Here is an 18059-nt window from a genome sequence, read left to right as displayed (position 1 = left end):
TTAATAACGACATATGAATCAAAAACATGCTATTGAAATTGGCTTGATCGTTTATGAGAAAGCACAAACGGCGGCTGTCCTTGGACTGACTGATTTATTCGTGGTGGCCAGTAAACTCGCCGCTAAACGTCAAGATACAACCGATCTGCCTTTACAGGTCAGTCACTGGGAGATTTGCGGCGTTAAGCAGCAGCCTAAGCGCACTTTTTCGAGCAATCCTGATAGCGTAGGAAGATTAACAGCCGTCATCATTCCACCCACGTTAGAAGCACCGATTGCAAAGCAAGCGGCAGAACCTTGGCTAGAATGGCTAAAAGAGCAGCATTCGACAGGGGTGATACTGTCGTCCGTCTGCGCCGGTGCTTTTTTATTGGGCGAAACAGGACTACTCTCCAAGCGAAAGGCAACCACGCATTGGGGTTATGCAGAGGATTTTAAGCAGCGTTTCCCTGATGTGGAGCTCGATGTCGATCGCATTATTATCGAAGACGGTGATATTGTGACCGCTGGTGGCGCGATGGCTTGGACGGATTTGGGATTGAGAATGGTGGATCGCTTTCTTGGTTCTCAGGTGATGAATGAGACCGCTCGTATGTTATTAATTGACCCTTCAAGGCGTGAACAATGTTATTACAGTGCTTTCTCACCCAACCTCACCCATGGAGACACAGCCATATTAAAAGTGCAGCATTGGCTACAAAGAACCAATGCACAAGATATCGATTTATCTACCTTAGCCGATTGCGCACAGTTAGAAGAGCGTACTTTTCTGCGTCGTTTTCATAAGGCGACGGGCATGACATCCACAGAATATTGTCAGCGATTACGCATCGGAGAGGCAAAAGACTTTTTACAGTTCTCGTCATCTCCTGTTGAGCAAATAGCGTGGAAAGTTGGTTATAGTGATGCCAGTGCATTTCGTAAAATATTTAAGCGCATTGTTGGGTTGACACCAAGTGAGTATCGACGTAGATTTAATTCGAATAAGGTGTGATAGGTTTAGGTAATGATTTTTTTAAAGGTAGGCTCATTGACTGCTTCTAGGTAAGAGGTGGATGTAATAAAACGGCCACTGATGTAGCCATAACCGTTTTATTCTTTAACTGTCATTAACGGGAAGACATTCCTTTAAAACGCAGTAAACGCAATGCATTCAGCGTCACCAGTACCGTAGCACCAGTATCCGCTAGCACAGCAATCCAAAGTCCTGTCACGCCGAGCACAGTGGTTATCAGAAATATGCCTTTTAACCCAAGTGCAAATATGACATTTTGATGGATATTTCTCATGGTGGCGCGGGATAAGGCAATAAGGTTAGCAACGTCCATCACGCGGCTTTTTAATAGGGCAATATCAGCCGTTTCGATAGCCACATCCGTGCCACTGCCCATCGCAATGCCAATATCTGCCGCTGCCAAAGCGGGTGCATCATTGATACCATCACCAATCATCGCTATTTTACTATTGCTTTGCATCTCGCTGAGTAGACGTAGCTTGTCTTCAGGTAACAGCTCAGCCTGCCACTCTATATCTAATTGACTAGCAAGTGCTTTTGCCGTACGGCTATTGTCACCTGTGAGCATGACAGAGCGCACGTTCATTTTATTGAGCTGGGCAATGGCTTGCTGTGCATCTTCTCGTAACTCATCACGTAGAGCGACCAATCCGAGCGCCTCCCTCGTGTGCTCATCAAACAAAATAGAAACCGTTTTACCATCATTTTGTAGCATCTCAATTTGAATCTGCTGCTCAGCTGGCAACCTCACTTTCTCAGCGACGTAGACTGGTGAGCCGATGGCCAAAGAGCGTCCAGCAACCGTTGCATGAACGGCTTTACCGGCAGTCGCAAAGGCGTTGGAGGATCTAGGTATGACTACCTTAGCGGCTTTGGCATGATCCACAATAGCGATAGCAAGCGGATGACTAGAGACGGAGTCGACACTCGCAAACAGTGACAGTAGTTTATCGTGACCCTCAGCATCGCCATGTACTGTTTTAAAATCAATGACATCGGTTACCCGTGGTTTTCCTTCAGTCAAAGTACCCGTTTTATCAAAAGCGACGGTGCTGACCTGACCAACCAACTCCATGACATTACCGCCTTTGATAAGCAGTCCATGGCGCGTGCCGACCGCCAAACCTGAGGCAATAGCGGCAGGTGTTGACAGCACAAGAGCACAAGGACAAGCTATCAGTAATAGCGCCAAACCGCGATATAACCATATTCCCCATTCTGCTCCCATCAGTAGAGGTGGGATAATAATGACCAGCGCTGCAATCGCCATCACGATAGGCGTATAGTAACGGCTAAAGGTTTCAATAAAGCGTGCAGTCGGTGCTTTGGACGATTGCGCCTGCTCCACAAGTTCAATAATACGCGCAATCGTATTATCTGCTGCTGTCTTTTCTACGCGTATTTGTAGTACCCCATCAACGTTGATAGATCCAGCAAAGACCTCAGCACCTATGGTTTTGGCAACAGGAACAGATTCTCCTGTCACAGGTGACTCATCAAGGCTAGATATTCCTTGAATAATCACCCCATCAGCAGAAACTCTATCACCGGGACGCACAAGCACCTTATCGTTAATCTGTAATGCAGTCGCTGCCACCTGACGTTGTTGTCCTTGCGTGTCTAACAAGATAGCTGTCTTTGGCACTAGCGATGATAACGCTCTGATGCCAGCGCGCGCACGATCAGCTGCGACACTTTCTAGCAGCTCACCAACTGAGAATAAAAATACCACGGCGGCAGCTTCTTCTGCCTCTCCAATGATAAGGGCGCCGATAGCCGCAACAGACATGAGCATTTCAATTGAAAAAGGCGAACCTACTAACGCCAGTGCAAAAGCTTTACGAGCAAATGGTAGGACTCCGATAGCCACAGCGGCAATAAAAACCCATGCGCCATATTCAGGGAAAATTAAGGACAACATATATGCGGCACTCATCAAAATCCCAGTACCAATAACCTGCTTACCCTTTATGGTTTGCCACCAGCGCTGATTCTCTATCGCTGATTGACTTTCATCAGTGCTACTCTTCTCTTGTTGACCATTTAACGCTGATATACCGAACCCGAGACGCTTAATGGTTTTTTCGATATCTTTAACATCAGTCGATGCATCAGACGCCAAGATTAGCTCTAGCTTTTGGGTCGCAAAGTTTAACTGAACACCAGAGACGCCTGGCATACGTATGAGCGCCCGCTCAATTTTGCCAACACAACTGGCACAGTCCATACCTTCAATATGATATTGCATAGTTATTTATCCTCTTATTGAAGATATTATGAACCCTATAGTAGCTTCAGGGTCAAGGCTTTTAACGATAAAGGGGTTTGATTTTTTATCAGCAAACCTTATAGTTACTTTATTGTTTTAGATAATAGAAAATACTATTTAAGGAGATACACATGCTTATCAAAATTGGCGAGCTTGCCACGCGCACCGGTGCGACGGTCGAAACCATTCGTTATTATGAGAAAGAGATGTTATTACCAGAGCCTGCGCGTAGCCAAGGCAACTATCGTTTGTACAATGAGGCGCATTTTGAGCGTCTACAATTTATCCTGCACTGCCGTACGCTCGATATGACTTTGGATGAAGTACGAACCCTGCTTCAGTATAGAGATAAACCTGAGGAAAACTGCGGTGAGGTCAATGTGCTATTGGATGAGCATATCGATGCGGTAGAAACACGTATGGAAGAATTGGTTCAGTTAAAGCAACATCTACTAGCGTTGCGGCAAAAATGCGCAAGTGAAGCGCTGGCTGAATCCTGCGGAATATTGCATGCGCTTGCCGATAACTCCTGTCATAAATAAAGTATTCATTTTGGTAACATTATCCACTTTTCATACGTAAAAGTAGACCTATCACCAAACGCGCGTGGTCAATAAATTCAAAATGATTCAGCCCATAATCCTTTCTGTTAATCGTATAGACTGCGCGTCTATCAGACTGACTCATTGCACTTGTGCAGGGAAGCCAGCCTTTGCTAAAGCAGCCGTCATCTGCTCAACACTTGCGATGGTTTCAATACTGACCACTTTGGCTGCTAAATCCATGTCAACCTTGGCGTTTGAGTCGATATCGTGAATAATTGCTGTCACACCACGAGCACAGCCGCCATATTTCATGTTTCCAATCCATAGTTTCATAGCCTTTCTCCAAATAAGTTTTATTTCATCACTAAGCTTAAGCCTTGTCTTGATGGTAATGTCAAACATATTTTAAAAAAACACGCTTGACCTTACCATCATGTCAACCTCTATGCTGTTGATAACAGATTGAACATGATAGAGGATGTTATGAACTCAGAAAATAGTAAGTCTTATCTTTACAATGAAACATTACCCATTGAAGGTATGACCTGTGCTTCCTGTGTGGGGCGGGTGGAAAAAGCATTAAAAAAAGTTGAAGGTGTTGAAAATGCTGAGGTGAATCTTGCGACTGAAAACGCCATGATTTCCTCGTCTCAACCTTTAGATCTTATCGCAGCAACCAAAGCCGTAGAACGAGCCGGTTATAAGGTCTTGGCCTCTCAGCCGATTGAGCTGTCGATAGAAGGTATGACTTGTGCTTCCTGCGTTGGACGGGTAGAAAAAGCCTTAAAAAAAGTTGAAGGCGTACAACAAGCAAACGTCAACCTTGCTACTGAACGCGCATGGGTACAAGGCAACGCTCAAGTACAGAGCAGCGATTTGATTCAAGCCGTTAAAAAAGCGGGGTACACGGCTAAGCAGATTGAGCAGAATGCACGTGTTCGACAGGATAAAAAAGCCACGGAGCAGCAACAGCTGAAACGAGATTTGATGATCTCTTTAATTCTAGCCGTGCCTGTTTTTATTCTAGAAATGGGGTCACATATGATTCCAGCTTTTCATATGTGGGTCATGGACAATATCGGCACGCAACAAAGCTGGCTGATTCAATTTGTTTTGACCACGCTGGTACTCATCTTTCCAGGCCGACGTTTTTATCAAAAAGGTATTCCAGCATTATGGCGCTTGGCTCCAGATATGAATTCATTGGTGGCTGTTGGAACACTGGCGGCTTATAGTTTTTCGCTAGTCGCAACATTTATTCCACAAGTTCTACCTGAGGGTACTGTGAATGTGTATTACGAAGCGGCGGCTGTGATTGTGAGCTTAATTTTATTAGGGCGTTATTTCGAGGCAAAAGCCAAAGGGCGTACCTCTCAAGCCATTCAACATCTAGTGGGTATGCAAGCAAAAACAGCACGTGTTCACCACAATGGGCAAGTGACTGAAGTACCGATTGCAGAGGTGACCACAGAAACGATTGTTGAGATTCGTCCCGGTGAGCGTGTTCCAGTCGATGGTGAAGTAATTGAAGGTCAAAGTTATATTGATGAATCCATGATTACAGGTGAACCCGTTCCTGTCAAAAAACAAGTCGGTGATCAAGTGGTCGGAGGAACAGTCAATCAGAATGGAACCTTAAATTTTCGGGTGACTGCTATCGGAGAATCGTCGGTATTGGCACAAATCATTCGCATGGTTGAACAGGCTCAAGGGTCTAAATTACCGATTCAGGCATTGGTTGATAAAGTCACTATGTGGTTTGTCCCCATGGTCATGCTCTTAGCAATGCTCACTTTTATAGTCTGGTTTATCTTTGGTCCTGACCCTGCGTTGACGTTTAGTCTCGTCAACGCCGTTGCCGTCCTAATCATTGCTTGTCCCTGTGCAATGGGATTGGCAACCCCTACATCCATAATGGTTGGTACAGGTCGCGGCGCAGAAATGGGCGTCTTATTCCGCAAAGGTGAAGCGTTACAAGCTTTACAGGAAGTAAAAGTCATTGCTGTCGATAAAACTGGCACATTGACTGAAGGCAAACCAACCTTAACAGATTTTTATGTCCAACCAGGGTTCGAACGTGAGCAAGTCTTGCGTATTGTGGCATCGGTTGAAGCAAAATCTGAACATCCCATTGCCTTAGCCATTGTTCAGGCCGCAGAGCAACAGAATATTAGCTTATTGCCGATTACCACTTTTGACTCTGTGACGGGATTTGGAATCAAAGCAGGAGTTGAAGGTCAAGCCGTTCATATTGGTGCTGATCGTTATATGCAGCAATTAGGACTTGATGTTACTCCCTTTAAAGACGAAGCCGCGCACTTAGGACAAGAAGCTAAAACCCCCATATATGTCGCGATTGATCAGAAATTGGTTGCTATTATTGCCGTTGCAGATCCCATTAAAGACACCACTTATGCCGCGATTGCAGGTTTACATCAACTGGGCTTAAAAGTAGCAATGATTACAGGGGACAATCGGCATACTGCGCAAGCTATTGCAGCAAAATTACATATTGATCAAGTGATCGCAGAAGTGTTGCCTGATGGAAAAGTAGATGCAATACGTCAACTGCAACAACAATATGGACGAGTGGCTTTTGTTGGTGATGGTATTAATGATGCACCCGCTCTTGCTCAAGCTGATGTCGGACTGGCAATTGGCACAGGGACAGATGTGGCAATTGAAGCCGCAGATGTAGTGTTAATGTCAGGTAGTTTACAAGGGGTTCCTAATGCGATTGCTTTAAGTCAGGCTACCATCAAAAATATTCGACAAAATCTATTTTGGGCATTTTTCTATAACATTGCTTTAATTCCAATTGCCGCAGGGGTTTTATATCCAGCATTTGGAATTTTGTTGTCACCTATTTTTGCAGCAGGCGCAATGGCGCTATCCTCTGTTTTTGTACTAGGTAATGCCTTACGCTTAAAGTACTTTCAGGTGCCCGTGATTAAAGCGTAGAACTGTTAATATAGGGTTAAAGTACCCGTTTGGCTTTAACCCTTTTTATATCAGGAGGAAAGTTATGAATATCGGTCAAGCGTCAGAGCAATCAGGAATCTCTCCCAAAATGATCCGCTATTATGAACAGATTGGGTTACTTGATGCCGCAAAACGCTCAAATTCAGGATATCGAATCTATTCTAAACAAGATATAAAAGACTTATGCTTTTTAAGACAGGCTCGTGATTTAGGTTTTTCGTCCAAACAGATGAAAGAGTTGCTTGATTTGCGGAAAAATACAGATCGGCAGAGTGCTGATGTTAAACAATTGACACTGCAACATATCGCAACTTTGAACCAAAAAATAGCTCAATTGCAAGATATGGTGAGCTCACTACAGATTTCAGCTGATCATTGCTCAGGTGATGCAAACGCCGATTGTGCCATACTAAAAGATCTTGAACAGAATAAATAAAGTAAATTACATGTAATCTCATCTGTTTTTTATGCATATTTCAGTCTAAAAAAACATGTGTCTAAAAGAATACTTTCAGAAAAAATTAAGGCTATGGTTTCCTAGTGAGGACTTGAACACTCGGCTGTAAGCTAATAGTATCAATGGTTTTGCCCACTGAAATAGTCGCAGTATACTTCATGGTGTACTTACCATATATATTCTATCTGTGATCGGTGCGCTATACAGGAGTCGAACTACTAGTTTTAGATATGACTTTCATGACTATGAAATTTACAGTATAGGTTATGACTACTGAGCTGTTTGATTAAAATCTATAAGGTTTATCTCTACAGTTTGTTCAATATAACTCAAAGGTTGGTTTTTGATTTAATTACCAAAAGATCCAAAACCATCTATATAACCACCATACGGCTCTGCTATAGCATTCAGTAATGATTCAGTTTCTACTACATCATAATAGTTAGGAATCATGGATATTTTACAATAGCATGTAAAATCATCTTCTTCCTCTTCAATGCTGAAAGTAGTATTTGGTAAAGCTTCCTTAATTTTTTCTACTACTAAGATTCCAAAACTCTCAGATGGTACTGAGATAAAAAAATCTATTTCGATCATTTTTGTCAAATCTGTTCCATCATCTTTTAATCTTTGCAATGCATTTCCAGTATTATCATTCGGTAGTTCCTTATTCATCTTGATGTCCTTTGTTCATATTTAAAGTAATAGAGATATTAGAAAAGGCTATACCTCAAAGAAACCAGTTATTTCAGCCCTCATGCGTATTAGTAGACTACTTAAAACAGACTGATATAACAGAACCACTTATAACAGACTATAAAAAAATTAACACGACGATATCCTGTCCTATTTAACCAAATACTCGCCATAATATCCAAAATAATCCAGCCATAATGATGGCAATCACCAATAGCCGTTTCAGCCAATAGGGTATCAGCGGTTTTTTATAGCCTAAATCATTAAGCTGGCTGTCCACACCATTTTGTAGACTCTTGAATCCTCGACTTTGCTTAGTCGTTTTGACGCGATTTTTTATCAGATGTCCAGCTTCATCCTCAGCACCTTGCTCTCTATCAAAGCTAATAGCATGGTTAGGAATGCCTTGCTTGCTGGCGATAGTGTTGAGTTTTTGCTGCTGCTTCACCTTTAGTTGTGTCTCATAGGCATCAATCCTATTCTTGGCGTCATCCATACTAATGTCTTCATCTGCCGCCAAAGTTTTGATCGCCATCACTAAATTGTTTTTTTCGATCATCATGATGACGTCTCTTGGCAGCTTTGGGTTGACTGGTTTTGAGCTAGGGTCGGGGTTAAACATGACTGTCCTTATGGCGATATGAAAAATAGGCATCGATAGTGTTGATTATTATAACCATTTTACAGCAGTAATATTCAATCAAAAAAATACCGCAATCACGATAATGACTGCGGTATTTTGATAGCTATCATTTATTAGTATTTCTACCAATTTTTGATGACCTATAGGTCTTTCCAGCGTTGGATCGACTCTTTGATGACTTCTTTTGCTTCTGCAACATCGCCCCAAGATTCAACGACCGTAGTACCTGGTTTTTTCAGATCTTTATAGTGGCTGAAATGGAACTCTAACTGGTTGATTAGCTGCTTTGGTAGATCCGCTAGGCTGTTATAAGCATTGCCTGTATCACGGTCGTCAGCAGGTACGACGACGATCTTATCATCGACTTCGCCATCATCAACGAACTTCATCACACCAACGACTTTGGCTTTTAGGAAAATACCAGTTGGTAGCGGCTGCTCAGTCAGCAATAACACATCAAGCTCATCACCATCTTCGTCAAGCGTTTGCGGGATAAAACCGTAGTTACAAGGCTTGGCAAAAATCTGTGGATCAATACGATCAAGCTCAAATACCGCCAGTTCACGATTCCACTCAATTTTATGGCTGCTACCAGCTGGGATTTCTACTACTACGTTGATAATGCCGCCGTCTACATCGCCTGCGTCCAAAATTTTATTAAAATCTGCCATAAAGTACTCCAATTTGCTTTTGTTTTAAGTGCTTGAATAATAAGTGATGATAAAAGAATAACGTCGCGGCACTGCGATATTATCACTGTGCCCAATATGTGCCGCCTGCGATTATAACAAGTTTGACTCAAATTTTCTCACAATGCTTAAGTCTAAGCGTGCACGATATTATGCAAAAAAAGATTATGCAAAAACGGACTAAAAGAACTCACTTGGGTGCGAGTGCGCGTAGCTCAATGAGTCCGGCATGACGCTTAGCAATGTTATCAATAAGTTTTTGGGTCACTTGCTCATAGCTTAAGGCTTCACCAGTTTGTTCATCTGACTCTTTTTGCATAGCCATAAAGTCGGATAACCGTAACATTTGCATCCCCGCATAACCGCACGGATTAATCGCATTAAATGCGGACAAGTCACAATTTAAATTAAGCGCAATACCGTGATAGCTAAATCCATGTTTAATTTTGAAGCCTAGTGACGCCATTTTCCCAAGCATAATTTTATCATCCGCTACAGATGTATCAGCATATAGATAAACACCGGGTGCGTCACGGCGCGCATGGGCGCTGATGGCTGTCGTGTCTAATGAAGCAGGATTTTGCAAACAGTCATTGATGACGTCTTCGATTGCTTGCTCGGCATGCGAGACCAAGTTGCGCACACTCCAGCCCAAGCTATTCAAATCGAACAACCAATAAATAACCAGCTGGCCGTGACCATGCCATGTCACTTGACCGCCGCGATCCGTTTTTATAATAGGCGTATTGGTACGTTGCAAGATGTGCTCTTCTTTACCTGCTTGCCCTAAAGTATAGACATCATTGTGATCGACAATCCATAACTCGTCAGGTGTGCGCAGTCCTTGCTGTTTTTTTAAGTCAATACGCGCAAGTGTACGTGCTAGCATCGCATCGAGAGTGGGAACGTAATCGGCTGTTGTTAGAGATTTGCTGATCAGTGTGTCATTAAGCTGTTGCGTGGTGTTTTGCATGAGAGTCGCAGTCTTATTGTGGTCTGGTTCGAAGAGGTGTATCACTGATATTTAGTCGTGATATCGATAGTGAGTGTAGCAGTTTTTGCGATTGGTACCCAAGATTATCTCTGGTCACGCTGTAAAACTCAACAATCAAAACACTGATAAATGCCCTAACGGAGTAGCCATAATAAGCAAAAGTTCTCAGTGCTTAATATGAAATTTCTAGCATTGTGATGCGTGTTTATAGACACTTATTCCATACAGACGCAGGAGTCAACTTAATGTGCTGTTCATTGATTCGTTGATGCGCTACATTAAAGTGCAATGAATGGAATCGCATTACTTATGTTCAGGGGTTGCCATCAATGCAACCCGCTGATTAGGGCGTGTCCTTAATTCAATAGATTACTTTCTAAATGGGCTGAAAATGGCTAAATTTTGCCAAACATCGTCAAATAGCTTCTTAATATCTCGATATTATTTGCGCTACTTTCCTTGTTTGACGGCAATTTATCTCATGTTTATCACCATTTTTAAAATGAGGATAAGCCCTAGAAATACAGAGTCTCTAACCCAATAGAGTATATTGACTCCAACGCAGATGACAAGGAAGATAAATGACAGATAATAATCAAAACATGAATGAGCAGACCTCAATCGACACGGATATGTTGCAGCAACCTGCGCCAAAATCGCCTAGTATTGCTAATACGGTTGATGAGATGCGAGCGCAATTTTTACGCTTACAAACACTCAGTCGCACGCAGCCAATCAATGACTGGGCCACTCGTGAAACCCAACTAGACAGTCTAGAAGTCATGCTTAGCGATAACCAAGCCAGTTTCGCCAAAGCGATCAGTGCCGACTTTGGTTATCGTAGCGAATCAGAGACCCAGTTTGCCGAGTTGTTTCCTAGCTTTACTGGTATCAGTCATGCCAAAAAGCACGGTAAAAAATGGATGAAAGTTCAGCGGGCTTCTATTTCAGCGCTGTATATGCCAGCTCATAATGAAATCCAGCCTCAGCCATTGGGCGTGGTTGGTATCATGGTGCCTTGGAACTATCCGTTATTTTTAGCAGTAGGACCGATGATTGATGCACTCACTGCTGGCAACAGAGTTATGATCAAGATGAGTGAAGCGGCACCGCAGTTCGCCCAAGCATTTGCCAGTGCGATTGCTCGTTATTTTTCACCAGACATGATTTGTGTAGTACTGGGTGAGGTAGACATTGCGGTTGCTTTTAGTGAGCTGCCTTTTGATCATCTGCTTTATACGGGCTCTACGGCTGTGGGCAAAAAAGTCATGGCGGCGGCGGCTCCTAACTTAACACCCGTCACGCTCGAGCTGGGCGGTAAATCACCGGTCGTCGTGTTAGAGGGCGCAAACTTAGAAAACGCCGTCAATCGTGTGATGATGGGCAAAACACTAAATGCGGGTCAGACCTGTATTGCCCCTGATTATGTACTGATTCAGCGCCAATATCATGAAGAGTTTATCCGTTTAGCAAAAGAGTGGATGGAAAAGCACTATCCAAATATTGAGAGCAATCCAGATTACTCACGTATTATCAATGGCGAGCAATTTAAGCGTGTCAAAGGCTATCTAGATGCATTATCGAGCGATGGGATCCATAAGCTCACTGATGCTGAGTCTAATATCGAAACGCGTCTAATGCCGCCTGTCATCGTGAGTGAGCCTGCCCCCGATAGTGATGTGATGCAGGAAGAGATTTTTGCGCCGATTTTGCCATTGATGCATTACGATACGCTTGATGATGCCATTCATTTTGTCAACGAGCGACCACGCCCACTGGCGTTATACGTTTTTGGTGATAACTATAACGCCCTAGAGAAAGTACGTAACAATACGGTCTCTGGTGGCCTATGTATTAATGAAGTGCTGATACATGTTGCCCAGCATGACTTACCGTTTGGCGGGGTTGGCGATTCAGGAACGGGGGCTTACCATGGTAAAGCGGGATTCGAGCGTCTTAGCCATATGAAACCAGTATTTGTACAATCCAAGTTAAATGGGTTGAATTTGTTGTTGCCACCTTATGGCGGGTTGTTTAAAAAAGCCATGGCAATGTTTTTAAAATAACAAATGCTAAAGTGAGCAAAGTTGACATAACTTTCGTTCAAGTAAACAAAAATACCTAATCATTGTGAGCAATCATATAAGCAACTTTAAAAAACAGCATCTATCTCAATAGGTGCTATTTTTTTGTATAAAAGTAAGCGATAAAAAATTAATGAGCATTTGTCATCTTGTCTATAAATCGCTACACTTTGTAGTGAGCCTAAACGATAGTAGTATTAGTTTTAGATGAAGACGTTGTCTAGTCTTCAACGACTGAATGAGTCAAAAGCAATACACGCTTGGCGTAAAGCAATAATGTTATTGACTTGGGCGTTCATTTCCATAATAAAAATTATAAATAGGACATCTTATGCGCCAATGGATTGCGTTAAGTTTACTATGCATGAGCGTGCTGTTACTGCCAGTATCGGCATCAGCAGCCTGCGACTCACCAATCAAATTTGGCGCTCTGACATGGGAGAGCGGTCAGTTTATCTCTGGGGTGCTTAAGTACATCGCTGAAGATGGCTATGATTGTACAATTGAAGAGGTGCCGGGTGCTGGTCCTGCACTCGAAACGGCATTGTCACAAAACGACATTCAAGTGATTGGGGAGCAGTGGGTTGGACGCTCGCCAATTATGGAACAAGCCATCGAGCAGAATAAAGTGGCAGTCATCGGTGATACGCTCAAAGGCGGCGCAACTCAAGGTTGGTATGTACCCAAATATGTATTAGAAGAAAACCCAGGTCTACGCAGTTATCAAGATTTGCCTAAATATGCTGAGCTGTTTAAAGATCCTGAAGACCCTAGCAAATCACGCTTTATGAATTGTCCGTCTGGTTGGACGTGTGAGATTTTCAATACTCGCTTGCTGAAGAATACAGGTTTGGACAGTATCTTTAATAATGCCCATCCCGGCACTGGGGCAGCGCTCGACGCTGAGATTGCCTCTGCTTTTGAGCAACATAAGCCACTACTGTTTTATTACTGGCAGCCTACGGGCTTGATGGCAAAATATGACTTTGCGCCATTAGAGTTCCCTGCCCATGATGACGCTTGTTGGCAAGATTTGTTACGAGCGGATGGCACCGCCGATTGTGTGTCTGGCTTCCCTGTCTCACCTTTAGGTATCGCAGTATCTACCCCCTTTATTGAATCCAATCCAGAGCTTGCTGATGTCTTTAAAAAAGTTCAGTTTAGCTCCGATGAGCTCAATGGTGCTATCTTGGAGATGAGTGAAAATAAACGCAGTGGCGATGAGCAAGCACTAGCATTTTTGCGTAAATATCCGAGCGTCTGGCAAGCATGGTTGTCTGATGAAGCAGCCAGTAACCTTGCGGCTAAGCTAGGCATCAGCTTAACGGGCGAGGCTATCACTTCAGATGCAACCGTCTCTAGCACTAATCGAGCGACCTCATTATCGAGCTTTCCTTCTTGGTCACTTGAGACGCCGCTTAATAATACATTAGCAAGCGTTGTCCAAAATTATGGCGATGTGTTTCGTACTGTCAGTACCATGGCGTTAACCTATCTATTGCTACCGATTGAGCGTCTATTAACCACTATGCCGCCTTGGCTTATCATTGCGCTTGTGAGCGTATTGGCATGGTTTGGTGTCCGTAAAATCTGGTTTGCACTGGCATGCGGCGCAGGACTTTTTCTCATTGGTGCATTTGGACTATGGGGCGCATTGATTGATACCTTGGCACTGCTCATCGTATCAGTGTTGGTGACCGTCGTGATTGGTATTCCTATAGGCATTGCTATGTCGGGCAGTAAAATTCTTCGCAAGGTTGTGACGCCAATACTGGATGTGATGCAGACCATGCCAAGTTTTGTCTATTTGATACCCGTATTAATGTTATTTGGGATTGGCAAAGTGCCTGCGTTATTTGCCACTATTATTTATGCCTTGCCACCACTGATTCGGCTGACGACATTGGGGATTACCCAAGTCAATCATGAGATGGTCGAAGCAGGGCGCTCGTTCGGTAGCACACACTTGCAGCTGCTCATTTGGATTAAATTGCCGCAAGCATTACCCAGTATTATGGCGGGCGTGAATCAAGCGGTGATGATGTCGCTCTCTATGGTGGTGCTCGCGTCTATGATTGGCGCACCGGGGCTTGGTGAAGATGTGTTGCAATCGATTCAAACGCTTAATATCGGTCAGGGCTTGCAAGCAGGTACGGCGATTGTCATCGTTGCCATTATCATTGACCGTATCACCCAAGCGTTCGGTCAAGGCAAGCGTGCTCGGCAAAAAACCATCGATGCTGGCAGGCATCCCATTGGTTAATTATCAGTGCCCTGGTCGAATGTTCAACACGCCCTAATCATAATGATAACTAGAAAAATAAAAATGAGAGCCATCATGAATCATATTCAATTGGAAAATATCAGCAAGATTTATAATGCCAATAGCTCGCAAGCAAAGTCTGCATTGGCATTACTAGCAGAAGGTATGGATAGTATTCAGGTAAAGGAACAAACAGGCTATTCGGTCGGGCTTTATGACATCAATTTAAGCGTTAAAGCAGGTGAGCTGCATTGTATTATGGGCTTGTCAGGTTCAGGAAAATCAACCTTGATACGCCATATCAATCGTTTGATTGACCCAACCAGCGGTAAAATATGGGTTGATACTTCTATTAATGCTAAGCCGTCTACTATTGCTAAGCCCTCCACTAATGCCAAACCCTCTGCTGATGTATTAGAAAATGGAAGATCATCGTCTGCTATTAATATTTTAGAGCTAAATGATAAAGCGCTACAGCATTATCGCCAGCAGACACTCAGTATGGTTTTTCAGCATTTTGGTTTGGTGCCACATATGACGGTGCTGCAAAACGTCGCTTACGGCTTGCGAGTGCGAAAAATGAGTATCAAAGAACGCCACGAGGTTGCTCGGCATTGGCTTAATGAAGTTGGGCTAGCAAATTTGGAGAAAAGTTACCCTGATGAGCTGTCAGGAGGGATGCAGCAGCGAGTAGGGCTTGCGCGTGCCTTAGCAACCGACAATCAAATATTGCTGATGGACGAGGCTTTCTCTGCCCTTGATCCCCTTATTCGTGCCCAATTACAAGACCAACTACTTGAGCTACAAGCACGGCTAAACAAAACCATCGTCTTTATCACTCATGATATCGATGAAGCGATTAAGGTCGGTCAGCGGATTAGTATTTTAAATGGCGGGCGTTTGGTACAAACGGATACACCCAGTGAATTACGCCACAACCCAGCTGATGAGTATGTGGCGCAATTTATGCGTGCCAAAATTTAATTTAAAAATAATACGACGTTTTTTTAAATGCTGTTTTATAAATTACACCTGCAAAATGATAGATTTCTGTCTATATCATTATTCTTACACTGGTGTTAAAAAAGTGTAGCAACCCCTTAGTTACTATTAAAGTAAACTCCATCATCGATGTATACTATTAAGATACTCTAATAGTTTATTAGCTTTGCTAAAATCTTGATTTATCCACTCTCATTGATTACGTAAGAAGATCATGAGCGAGCATAAAAACTCAGTTTATGATCGTAAGACTTCGTAAAAAGGACCTCGCATGCCGCATAAGAAAATTCGCCATAATGATCATAGTCATACTAATAAGTTAGCGACAGACTCACCATGTGATTCATCACGTTGGCTAAAAAACATTAGTGCCGTTGGTGTCACGACAGTACTGAGTGCTGGCATATTGGTCGCTTGTGGACAAATGAGTAGTGCGGAGAGCAATGCAAGTAGCACGACTAAATCAGCCAAGCAAAACAGTGGAGTGACTAGCTCACGTGACATGCTGCCTTCCGATATGCTTGGACAAATGCGAGCGCTGCCGCAATTGACAAAAGGCTTAGGTGACACGGGCACAGCAGTCATTGACCCTAATAAACCGACATTGATTAAATTTTGGGCAAGCTGGTGCCCATTATGTTTGGGTACGTTGGCAGAAACCGAAGAATGGCGCACCGATCCCAAGTTCGCTGATTTAAATGTCGTGACTGTTGTCAGTCCCGGTCATCTAAACGAAAAAGCCGATAGCGACTTTAGCACTTGGTATGCAGGCGTCCAAGCAGACTATCCAAAGCTACCAGTATTGTCTGACGCTTCAGGCGAGCTGATTAATAAACTTGGTGTGCAAGTTTATCCAAGCTGGGCGATACTCGATAAAAGCGGCAACTTGGTGCATTTGGTGAAAGGCAATATATCGGCAGAGCAAGCCTATGCCCTTGCTGAAAATGCCAATAATGATTTTGCTGAGCTTAAAGCAGGGAGTGCTAAACCAGCAAACGCGCAAACCTTAGACAACAACAGCAAGATTGAAACCATCAAACAAAAAGAGGGCGTTTATTATAACGATAAAGGCAAAGCGATTAATACGCGCTCAATCTACTTGGCGGGCGGCTGCTTTTGGGGCGTAGAAGCTTACATGGAGCGCGTCGAGGGTGTGGTCGACGCTGTATCAGGCTATGCCAACGGTGATACCGCCAATCCAAGTTACGAGCAAGTGATTCGTGGTTCAGGTCATGCCGAAGCCGTCAAAGTCACTTACGATGCGGATAAAACAGACCTTGATACTATCTTAAAATACTACTTCCGCGTGATAGATCCAACCAGCCTCAACAAACAAGGCAATGATCACGGTGTGCAGTACCGCTCAGGCGTTTATTACACCGATAAAGAAGATAAAGCAGTGATTGATGCTGCCCTCCAACGTGTGCAAAGCCAGTATAAACAAAAAATTGTAGTAGAAAATGAGCCGCTAGACAATTTCTACTTAGCTGAAATGTACCATCAGGATTATCTGGCAAAAAATCCAAACGGCTATTGTCATGTTGATTTAAGCCTTGCCGATGATAAACCAGAAGGTACTGCGCGTACCAAGCTTGCACCTGTAAGTACCGTTGCTGAGACTTTAAATCCTAAGCGTTACGCAGGATTTGATAAAGGCGCGCTCAAAAACACCTTGACCAAAGCACAATACAATATCACGCAAGATGCCGGTACTGAGCGCGCCTTTAGCCATGAATATGATAATTTATTTGCGCCGGGTATCTATGTCGATGTGGTGAGCGGTGAGCCTTTATTTTTATCAACTGATAAATACCAATCTGGCTGTGGTTGGCCAAGCTTTACCAAGCCGATTGACATGCAAGTCATTACCCAGCATGAAGACACCGCTTTTAATATGGTACGCACTGAAGTTCGCTCGCGAGTAGCAGACTCACATCTGGGTCATGTATTCCCTGATGGGCCAAAAGATCGTGGCGGGCTGCGCTATTGTATCAATGGCGGGGCGCTACAGTTTATTCCAGTCGATGTGATGCCGCAGTCAGGCTATGCGCCATTAGTGAAGTTGGTTAAGCCTGCAAAACCTTAATTATTAATACTGATAATCGACTTTATATAGAGACGTTAAGATAATTCTTAGCGTCTTTTTTATGATTGATGCCTTGAGCATAATTACTATCACAGCATGATGGTTCGTTTTATTATCGTTGTATTTTTGCTGTTATAGCCGTTGAATTATGAAAAACCAACCAAACTTCGTTATACTCAAAAGCTGAGCGTTTTCTATTATTAATACTTTTATCATCTAGCGCCGTAAAACCACGTCCTTCTAGGGCATGGATATCAGGCGTCAACCGTTGTCACCTAGGATTGAACATACCTTGATAACCAAATACATTGAGATCATAATTACCCCATGAAAA

General features: G+C 43.3%; 14 protein-coding genes. 8 read left to right on the top strand and 6 right to left on the bottom strand.

The features are described 5' to 3' along the window. Window positions 1-13: 13 nt before the first annotated feature. Window positions 14-994 (top strand): GlxA family transcriptional regulator, encoded by a 981-nt coding sequence (locus I3257_RS07135; protein ID WP_109590103.1) that lies wholly within the window; start codon window positions 14-16, stop codon window positions 992-994. A gap of 115 nt (window positions 995-1109) precedes the next feature. Here I3257_RS07135 and I3257_RS07130 read toward each other — a convergent pair whose 3' ends face one another. Then, entirely contained in the window at window positions 1110-3263 is a 2154-nt protein-coding gene (locus I3257_RS07130) for a heavy metal translocating P-type ATPase (RefSeq protein WP_238049239.1), read from the bottom strand. A 158-nt stretch (window positions 3264-3421) separates the two neighbouring features. Here I3257_RS07130 and cadR point away from each other — a divergent pair, with 158 nt between their 5' ends. Beyond that, the gene (cadR, locus tag I3257_RS07125; protein ID WP_201555037.1) at window positions 3422-3826 is read left to right on the top strand and encodes a Cd(II)/Pb(II)-responsive transcriptional regulator; all 405 of its coding nucleotides are present in this window, start codon (window positions 3422-3424) and stop codon (window positions 3824-3826) included. A 141-nt stretch (window positions 3827-3967) separates the two neighbouring features. On the opposite strand, the gene I3257_RS07120 is transcribed toward cadR, so the two are convergent. After that, on the bottom strand, window positions 3968-4162 hold the full coding sequence (locus tag I3257_RS07120; RefSeq protein WP_109590099.1) for a cation transporter: 195 nt from the start codon (window positions 4160-4162) through the stop codon (window positions 3968-3970). A 150-nt stretch (window positions 4163-4312) separates the two neighbouring features. On the opposite strand from I3257_RS07120, the gene I3257_RS07115 reads away from it, so the two are divergent. Next, window positions 4313-6790, top strand: a complete 2478-nt coding sequence (locus I3257_RS07115; RefSeq protein WP_109590098.1) for a heavy metal translocating P-type ATPase — start codon at window positions 4313-4315, stop codon at window positions 6788-6790. Window positions 6791-6854: 64 nt separating this feature from the next. Next, window positions 6855-7247 (top strand): Cu(I)-responsive transcriptional regulator, encoded by a 393-nt coding sequence (gene cueR / locus I3257_RS07110; protein ID WP_087814389.1) that lies wholly within the window; start codon window positions 6855-6857, stop codon window positions 7245-7247. Window positions 7248-7616: 369 nt separating this feature from the next. On the opposite strand, the gene I3257_RS07105 is transcribed toward cueR, so the two are convergent. The 4 genes from I3257_RS07105 to lipB form a co-directional block, all read right to left on the bottom strand. Further along, window positions 7617-7943 carry a ribonuclease E inhibitor RraB gene (locus tag I3257_RS07105; protein ID WP_087814390.1) on the bottom strand — a complete coding sequence of 109 codons (327 nt, stop codon included), beginning with the start codon at window positions 7941-7943 and terminating at the stop codon, window positions 7617-7619. Between the two features lie 175 nt (window positions 7944-8118). Continuing rightward, window positions 8119-8586 (bottom strand): hypothetical protein, encoded by a 468-nt coding sequence (locus I3257_RS07100; RefSeq protein ID WP_087814391.1) that lies wholly within the window; start codon window positions 8584-8586, stop codon window positions 8119-8121. A 161-nt stretch (window positions 8587-8747) separates the two neighbouring features. Next, window positions 8748-9278 (bottom strand): inorganic diphosphatase, encoded by a 531-nt coding sequence (locus I3257_RS07095; protein ID WP_238049238.1) that lies wholly within the window; start codon window positions 9276-9278, stop codon window positions 8748-8750. A 208-nt stretch (window positions 9279-9486) separates the two neighbouring features. Further along, window positions 9487-10269: a lipoyl(octanoyl) transferase LipB gene (gene lipB, locus I3257_RS07090; RefSeq protein ID WP_238049237.1), complete on the bottom strand. Its 783-nt coding sequence runs from the start codon at window positions 10267-10269 to the stop codon at window positions 9487-9489. Between the two features lie 653 nt (window positions 10270-10922). On the opposite strand from lipB, the gene I3257_RS07085 reads away from it, so the two are divergent. The 4 genes from I3257_RS07085 to msrAB all read left to right on the top strand — a co-directional run bounded on the left by I3257_RS07085 (window position 10923) and on the right by msrAB (window position 17725). Continuing rightward, a complete protein-coding gene (locus I3257_RS07085) occupies window positions 10923-12356 on the top strand; it encodes a coniferyl aldehyde dehydrogenase (RefSeq protein ID WP_227675920.1) in 1434 nt (477 codons plus the stop codon). A 349-nt stretch (window positions 12357-12705) separates the two neighbouring features. After that, window positions 12706-14637 (top strand): glycine betaine ABC transporter substrate-binding protein, encoded by a 1932-nt coding sequence (locus I3257_RS07080; protein ID WP_176393037.1) that lies wholly within the window; start codon window positions 12706-12708, stop codon window positions 14635-14637. A 75-nt stretch (window positions 14638-14712) separates the two neighbouring features. Then, complete coding sequence (locus tag I3257_RS07075) at window positions 14713-15621, top strand: ATP-binding cassette domain-containing protein (protein WP_087814393.1); 909 nt, start codon at window positions 14713-14715, stop codon at window positions 15619-15621. Between the two features lie 289 nt (window positions 15622-15910). Continuing rightward, window positions 15911-17725 carry a bifunctional peptide-methionine (S)-S-oxide reductase MsrA/peptide-methionine (R)-S-oxide reductase MsrB gene (gene msrAB, locus I3257_RS07070; RefSeq protein ID WP_087814394.1) on the top strand — a complete coding sequence of 605 codons (1815 nt, stop codon included), beginning with the start codon at window positions 15911-15913 and terminating at the stop codon, window positions 17723-17725. Window positions 17726-18059 lie beyond the last annotated feature (334 nt).

The sequence above is a fragment of the Psychrobacter sp. Ps7 genome, from assembly GCF_022129225.1.
Classification (GTDB): domain Bacteria; phylum Pseudomonadota; class Gammaproteobacteria; order Pseudomonadales; family Moraxellaceae; genus Psychrobacter; species Psychrobacter immobilis_A.
This window is presented reverse-complemented; position numbering and strand designations above follow the sequence as displayed.

Coding starts and splice junctions, on each gene's coding strand:
- I3257_RS07095 (WP_238049238.1), bottom strand. CDS start 9,278: ATGGCAGATTTTAATAAAATTTTGGACGCAGGCGATGTAGACGGCGGC.
- I3257_RS07115 (WP_109590098.1), top strand. CDS start 4,313: ATGAACTCAGAAAATAGTAAGTCTTATCTTTACAATGAAACATTACCC.
- msrAB (WP_087814394.1), top strand. CDS start 15,911: ATGCCGCATAAGAAAATTCGCCATAATGATCATAGTCATACTAATAAG.
- I3257_RS07085 (WP_227675920.1), top strand. CDS start 10,923: ATGTTGCAGCAACCTGCGCCAAAATCGCCTAGTATTGCTAATACGGTT.
- cueR (WP_087814389.1), top strand. CDS start 6,855: ATGAATATCGGTCAAGCGTCAGAGCAATCAGGAATCTCTCCCAAAATG.
- I3257_RS07120 (WP_109590099.1), bottom strand. CDS start 4,162: ATGAAACTATGGATTGGAAACATGAAATATGGCGGCTGTGCTCGTGGT.
- I3257_RS07080 (WP_176393037.1), top strand. CDS start 12,706: ATGCGCCAATGGATTGCGTTAAGTTTACTATGCATGAGCGTGCTGTTA.
- I3257_RS07135 (WP_109590103.1), top strand. CDS start 14: ATGAATCAAAAACATGCTATTGAAATTGGCTTGATCGTTTATGAGAAA.
- I3257_RS07100 (WP_087814391.1), bottom strand. CDS start 8,586: ATGTTTAACCCCGACCCTAGCTCAAAACCAGTCAACCCAAAGCTGCCA.
- I3257_RS07075 (WP_087814393.1), top strand. CDS start 14,713: ATGAATCATATTCAATTGGAAAATATCAGCAAGATTTATAATGCCAAT.
- I3257_RS07105 (WP_087814390.1), bottom strand. CDS start 7,943: ATGAATAAGGAACTACCGAATGATAATACTGGAAATGCATTGCAAAGA.
- lipB (WP_238049237.1), bottom strand. CDS start 10,269: ATGCAAAACACCACGCAACAGCTTAATGACACACTGATCAGCAAATCT.
- I3257_RS07130 (WP_238049239.1), bottom strand. CDS start 3,263: ATGCAATATCATATTGAAGGTATGGACTGTGCCAGTTGTGTTGGCAAA.